The sequence below is a fragment of the Nocardia sp. NPDC101769 genome (genome assembly GCF_044766925.1).
Lineage (GTDB): Bacteria > Actinomycetota > Actinomycetes > Mycobacteriales > Mycobacteriaceae > Nocardia.
The window spans coordinates 1-5,487 of sequence record NZ_JBIWMX010000094.1 but is presented as its reverse complement, the minus strand read 5'-3'; the positions used below and the strand labels follow the sequence as shown (position 1 = coordinate 5,487).

At 64.6% G+C, this 5,487-nt stretch carries 7 protein-coding genes and 1 pseudogene; 5 read left to right on the top strand and 3 right to left on the bottom strand.

The features are described 5' to 3' along the window. Positions 1 to 206: 206 nt before the first annotated feature. The 3 genes and pseudogenes from ACIRRA_RS45310 to ACIRRA_RS45300 all read left to right on the top strand — a co-directional run bounded on the left by ACIRRA_RS45310 (position 207) and on the right by ACIRRA_RS45300 (position 2,424). Positions 207 to 602, top strand: coding sequence for a Scr1 family TA system antitoxin-like transcriptional regulator (locus tag ACIRRA_RS45310; RefSeq protein WP_402782129.1), 396 nt, complete (start codon positions 207 to 209; stop codon positions 600 to 602). A 35-nt stretch (positions 603 to 637) separates the two neighbouring features. Beyond that, positions 638 to 2,021: pseudogene (locus ACIRRA_RS45305) on the top strand (IS1380 family transposase). Between the two features lie 181 nt (positions 2,022 to 2,202). Further along, positions 2,203 to 2,424 carry a hypothetical protein gene (locus ACIRRA_RS45300; RefSeq protein WP_402782126.1) on the top strand — a complete coding sequence of 74 codons (222 nt, stop codon included), beginning with the start codon at positions 2,203 to 2,205 and terminating at the stop codon, positions 2,422 to 2,424. On the opposite strand, the gene ACIRRA_RS45295 is transcribed toward ACIRRA_RS45300, so the two are convergent. After that, positions 2,369 to 2,572: a helix-turn-helix domain-containing protein gene (locus ACIRRA_RS45295; RefSeq protein ID WP_402782132.1), complete on the bottom strand. Its 204-nt coding sequence runs from the start codon at positions 2,570 to 2,572 to the stop codon at positions 2,369 to 2,371. The genes ACIRRA_RS45300 and ACIRRA_RS45295 overlap by 56 nt on opposite strands. Before the next feature lie 233 nt (positions 2,573 to 2,805). On the opposite strand from ACIRRA_RS45295, the gene ACIRRA_RS45290 reads away from it, so the two are divergent. Both ACIRRA_RS45290 and ACIRRA_RS45285 read left to right on the top strand, forming a co-directional pair. After that, positions 2,806 to 3,126, top strand: a complete 321-nt coding sequence (locus ACIRRA_RS45290; RefSeq protein WP_402782123.1) for a hypothetical protein — start codon at positions 2,806 to 2,808, stop codon at positions 3,124 to 3,126. Continuing rightward, complete coding sequence (locus tag ACIRRA_RS45285) at positions 3,123 to 4,742, top strand: hypothetical protein (protein WP_402782120.1); 1,620 nt, start codon at positions 3,123 to 3,125, stop codon at positions 4,740 to 4,742. Before ACIRRA_RS45290 ends, ACIRRA_RS45285 begins: the two co-directional genes overlap by 4 nt. 106 nt (positions 4,743 to 4,848) lie before the next feature. Here the strand turns inward: ACIRRA_RS45285 and ACIRRA_RS45280 are convergent, their stop codons facing one another. Next, positions 4,849 to 5,109 (bottom strand): hypothetical protein, encoded by a 261-nt coding sequence (locus ACIRRA_RS45280; RefSeq protein ID WP_402782117.1) that lies wholly within the window; start codon positions 5,107 to 5,109, stop codon positions 4,849 to 4,851. Continuing rightward, entirely contained in the window at positions 5,106 to 5,312 is a 207-nt protein-coding gene (locus tag ACIRRA_RS45275) for an aldo/keto reductase (RefSeq protein ID WP_402782114.1), read from the bottom strand. The genes ACIRRA_RS45280 and ACIRRA_RS45275 overlap by 4 nt, the downstream gene beginning before the upstream one ends. Positions 5,313 to 5,487: the final 175 nt, after the last annotated feature.

The window sequence follows — 5,487 nt, the reverse complement described above, 5'->3', positions numbered from 1 at the left end:
AGGAGGAGACCGCACCAGCAGAACTCACCGCCTGACCGATATTTCGGATCACGCGGTGACCACCCCAGCTACACCACTCCCCGGGACTTGACCCCCAGTGAACGAGACATTCAGGCTTGGTGCAGCTCGTGTGGTGCCGAGGCTCAGACAGCCGATCTGATTGCGGCGCTTCGCAACTTGCAGGCCGCCTATATCGAGATAAACGGATGCGACTCCCGCACCGACAACGCCGATCGATCGTCTGGGAATCACAGACCAGTCTGATGCGATGGTACGAGCCGTTTTTGGTGCCTGGACTTCTCCAGACGCCCGCGTACGCGGAAGCCGTCCTCAGTCGTGCGCTGGACTTCTTCCACAACTCCCGCGAAGACCTGGAGCCTCTGTTAGCTGCCCGAATGGAACGCCAGCAGGTGTTGTACCGAGGTAATCATCGGTTCAACTTCGTTGTGGCTGAGCAGGTTCTACACACCACGGTCGGCAACGATGACATCATGCTGGGTCAACTCGATCGACTTCTAACCTCGGCCAATCACGCCAGTGTGCGTTGGCGGCGTTCCGAAATGGCGAAAGGTGCTCTGAGCTGCGATAATTCGATTTGCTGAGGATCGAATATGGCGGTTTGAGGAGCACCTTTCTGGTGAGGGAGGCTACGGGGTGGTACCCGTCGCTGAAAGTTGACGGGGACGGATCGCAGGTGGTGTCGCAGGCCGGCGCGGTCGCGCTGCTGCGTACCGCGGCGACGGTGGGGCTGGACCGGGCGTTGTCGCAGGTCCTCGCGCCGTGGCGGAAGCCGCTGGCCATTCATGATCCGGGAAAGATTCTGCTGGATCTGGCGGTGACGGTCGCCGTCGGCGGTGATTGCGCCGCCGATGTGGCGTTGCTGCGCGGCGAACCCGGCGTGTTCGGGGCGGTGGCGTCGGACCCGACGGTGTGGCGGCTGATCGCCACGCTGGCTGCCGAGGCACCGAAAGCGTTGGCCGCCATCGCTTCCGCGCGGGCGGGGGCCCGGGCGCAAGCCTGGCGGGCTGCCGGTGAGCGGGCCCCGGACCACGCGATCACCGCCGGGAACCCGCTGGCCATCGACCTGGATGCCACCCTGCTCGACGCGCATTCGGAAAAAGAATGCGCAGCACCGACTTTCAAGAAGGGCTTCGGCTTTCACCCGCTGCTGGCGTTCGCCGATCACGGTGGCGATGGCACCGGCGAACCCGTCGCCGAGCTGCTGCGCCCGGGCAATGCCGGTGCCAACACCGCCGCCGACCACAAGAAGGTCCTCGCCGCCGCATTGGCACAACTGCCGTGGCGACCGGGCTATCGGGTCGGACCGAAAGTGCTGGTGCGCACCGACTCCGGGGGCGGCACCCATGATTTCGTGGACTACTGCACTGCCCGGCGGGTGCAGTACTCGCTCGGGTTCACCCTCACCGACACCATCGTCGAGGCGGTGAATATGATCCCGAAAAAGGTGTGGACCCCGGCTTACAACGCCGAGGGTGAGGTCCGCGACGGCGCGTGGGTCGCCGAGGTCACCGGCATGCTCGAGTTGACCGACTGGCCGCACGACATGCGGCTGATCGTGCGCAAGGAGCGTCCGCATCCCGGTGCGCAGTTGCGGTTCACCGACGTCGATGGCCTCAGGTTGACCGCGTTCGCGCACCTTCACCCGCCGCGGTCAGCTCCCGGACCTGGAACTTCGCCACCGTCAGCGAGCCCGTTGCGAGGACCGCATCCGCGCCGCGAAAGACACCGGGCTACGCAACCTGCCGTTCAAATCCTTTGACGCGAACCGGATCTGGGTCGCGATCGTCGCGCTCGCCCTGGATCTGACCGCCTGGCTGCAGACTATCTGCTTGCACGATCATCGGGCTCGCCGCTGGGAACCGAAAACACTGCGCCTGCAACTGTTCTCGATACCGGCCAAGCTCGCGCACCACGCCCGCCGCGTCCATCTGCGCCTGTCACGGCACCACCGCGGCACCGGTCTGCTCTTGACGGTCCTGGACCGCCTGCGGCCCGACTGACCAGCACAAACCACCCCGACGATCACCGAAAGGACTCCCCATCCGGGCCCGTGGAACCCGGCAGCCACCCGCTGACCGGGCTACCCTGTGTTGCCCACCGGCCGCTGATCAGCGGCCGGACACCAATCCGAAACCGATCAAGCCAGGCCGACGGCCCGGCGAAAGATCGAGGCTAATCGCGATGACGTTGCCTCGCGTCGTACTGGGAATCGTCCCATCGGAAGCCGAGTTCAGGGTGCCCATATCGAACTTCTGCATGTTTGAGCGCAAGCGGGTATTGGTCGAAACCATCACCGCTGAACTGACGATCACGCAGCCTCGCGAGCTGATGCTCTATGAGAAGAACTTCAAAGCATTGGCTGAGCAAGCGGTACTCGGCGATGCGGCCCCTGCTCATCCGTAAGGCCATTGAATCCCGCTCCGGGTAGTGCGCCTGGGAGGGAAATCAACTCCGCCGGAAGCGACTGCTCGGACAAGTACCGGTAGACAGTCGCTCGGGAGCATCCGAGAATCTTCGCGATATCCGGCACTGAGGTTCCCTGCGCCTTCAGCGCTCAAGCGTTTACCCCCGGTTTCGATTCAATCTTCATCGTGCTGTGGTGCCGACGTTGGACGGCCCGGTCGGAAGCAGTGCGGATCCGCGTTGATCCGAGCTGGCGCGGATCAACGGCTTCCCATATGTGGTGAGGTCGATGCTCGTCACCTGCCATATCGTTTCTTCGGTTCGGAACGGAAGAGCTCGAACCTCTTGACGTCGAACACCTCTCGGACCGTAGGAGGCAGCATGGCGGAATCGATGAATGCCGACCCCGACTGGTGGCGAAGGATGGGAGGCCACAATCACAACCATGCGGCCGGCCTGCGTGAGTGGGCAGAGCCGCCGGCACAGCTCGACCATAATGGGAAGGCAATGGGTGCGGCCGGCCAGGCCCTGAGCGCCCGTATGCAGCAGTACTGGGTCGATGCCCGTCACCCCGGAATACACGGGCTGGCGGACGGGTGGGTCGATTCCGCCGACAATTGTTACGCGACGGCCGACGCCTTCATCTGTGCGGACCACGGTGGCGCCGATCGGGTGCGCGCCTCCGGAGCGTCGGAACCATGAGTGGCGCGGCGGTCGGTGGTGGCCCCTTGCAACCTCCTCCCCCGGTCCCGGATCAGGACATCTATTCCCCTAATTCCGGCGACACGCTGACCAACACCGATAACCAGCAGGATGCCCAGGCCGGCCTGTCCGACCTGTACCCCGGCGATTCGCTGGTGTCGAAGAACGGCCTCTACCGGCTGACCTTCGAGCACAACGGCCAGGTGGTCATCGCCGGGCCGGGCGGTAACGCCTCCTCACTGTCCGCGAAGAGGGTCGCACCCGACCCCGCGCACCCGAACGCCCGCCCGGTACTTCGGTTCCAGAACGACGGGAACCTGGTTGTTTACCCCAGTGCCGCGGATGCCACCGCCAAGAACGCGGTCTGGGCGGCGGGCTCGAACTGGAGCGGCGACCACAACGGCACCAAAGGTGAGTTACTCAGCGAGGATCGACGCCCTCGCTCGGTACAGCTCAGCGACGACGGCCGGCTGCTGTTTTGGGACAACACGAACCCCAGCAGTGGCAAGCTGATCGGGTCCATCGATCTCGGCCCTCTGACCCTAAACGGCGGCCTCGCTAAACCGGAAGACGCATCCCATCACACCGGCAAGTGGGACACGATTCTGCCGGTGCCGGTGAACGTCAAACCGGACGATCCACTCGCGGCATCCATCAGCGAAACCTCCTGGCATCTGCAGACTCTGGTGGACATGATGGGCGGCGACAACCCCATCGTCGTTCCCTTTGTCAAGAACACGTTGAAGGCCAAGAGCGAGGCGGATCTTCGAGCCGAATTCGAAGCAGGGGCAGCCCAGGGTCTGTCTGGTGCCGCGCTGACCAGCTACCAGCAGGATCTCGCGTCGAAACTGCAGCAGGCAGCGGACTGGGCGAATATCGACAAGAAATACCAGGACGCCGCCCATAAGGCGGACCTGGAGAAGACCGCACAGTTCAAGACCATCAAGAATGCGGTCGATACTCTCAAGGGAGAGCTCGAGCAGATCGGCCCACGGTCCGGGCGCAAAGACGACCTCACGTGGCCACCGCTGACGAAGGAGACCCAGGACTACATCTACCGGCGGCTCAGCGACGTACTGGCCACAGTGATCGACGCCGTGACGAGCTACGAGCGAACCTTCCATGGTCTGGCTGCGGGCCTGCCGCTGCCCACCGAGCGCGACCCGAAGGCCCCGGCAAACCTGCCCGGCAAGCCGCCCGAAAAGCCGAAGCCGCCGCACCACAGCACGCCGCACCACCCCGGGTCCGCAAAACACAAGCCGGCGACCACCCACAAACACGCCGCCACCCATCATCCGGCCACTCACAAACCCGCCGCTGCTCATAAACCGGTCGAGGAACCGGAGGAAACACCCGATTCAGACGATCGGACAACATCACCGGTCGTCTCACCGCCGAAGGCGCAGCGTCCCAACCCGGTACACCGGAAGGTCCCTGTGCCGAGCGGAGCCGCAGGCTTCCCGCAGCAGGGGCACTCCAACCAACAGAAGAAGCACCCCTGGCAATCCCGGGGCGCGGTATCCAGCCAGCCGCCCGCCAGTACCTCGCGCGGTTCTGTAACCCAGCCCAGCAATCCGGGGCGCAGTGCGGACGGCTCGGAGGCTGCGTCGACCTAATTGGCGACGAGTCAGTTTGTTGTGACTGGATGTTTGATATGGCGACCGCATTCACACGATCCGTCTCATCCTCAACACCGACAAGATCGCCGACCTCGCCTGAATCTCAGCATTCCGGTTGAAATGGGTAGCAGGGGTGGCGGGTGGGCAGGTCGGGCGGGGTGGTGGATTGGCTGACCTGGATCGAGGGCTGGCTGGGTGGGCTGGAGCCGTCGGTGGGATGCGGGCCCAGGAAAATGATCAGTAGTAGTGCGCCACAACCGAATACGACCGGAAAGGCGAGAGTCGCCAGGATCAGGTAGCCGATTCGTGGCCGGAAGGAGCGTCGGCTCGCGGGTGCTTTCGGGCGTTGCGGGGACGGGTTCACCGGAGGGACGCGGCGGTGAGTTGGGCTACCTCGGCGGAGGTGAGGGTCAGTTCGGTGGACGCGAGCAGGGCCGAGAGTCGGTCGACGGTGCGTGCGCTGGCGATAGGGGCGGCGATGGCGGGTTGGGTGCGGAGCCAGGACAGGGCGACGGCTGGCTTGGACCTGCGCGGTCGTCGAAAATGTCTCCTCGTCCTGGAGGGCAACCGATGACTGACCGGACCTCGTGGCCGTTGCTGCGCGAGCAGCTCATCTGGCAGTGGACCAACGCGCCGCGCACCCCCCGTGTCGCCTGCCAGGGTGATGGGACCACTGGTTTGCCATGAGCATGGGACCGGGTTGCGTCCGGTCGCGGGGCCGTGTTGATGGTGGCCGACGACC

Bases quoted from the DNA above. Each gene is read 5' to 3' on its own strand.
- ACIRRA_RS45290 (WP_402782123.1), top strand. From the start codon at position 2,806: ATGGCGGAATCGATGAATGCCGACCCCGACTGGTGGCGAAGGATGGGA.
- ACIRRA_RS45310 (WP_402782129.1), top strand. From the start codon at position 207: ATGCGACTCCCGCACCGACAACGCCGATCGATCGTCTGGGAATCACAG.
- ACIRRA_RS45300 (WP_402782126.1), top strand. From the start codon at position 2,203: ATGACGTTGCCTCGCGTCGTACTGGGAATCGTCCCATCGGAAGCCGAG.
- ACIRRA_RS45285 (WP_402782120.1), top strand. From the start codon at position 3,123: ATGAGTGGCGCGGCGGTCGGTGGTGGCCCCTTGCAACCTCCTCCCCCG.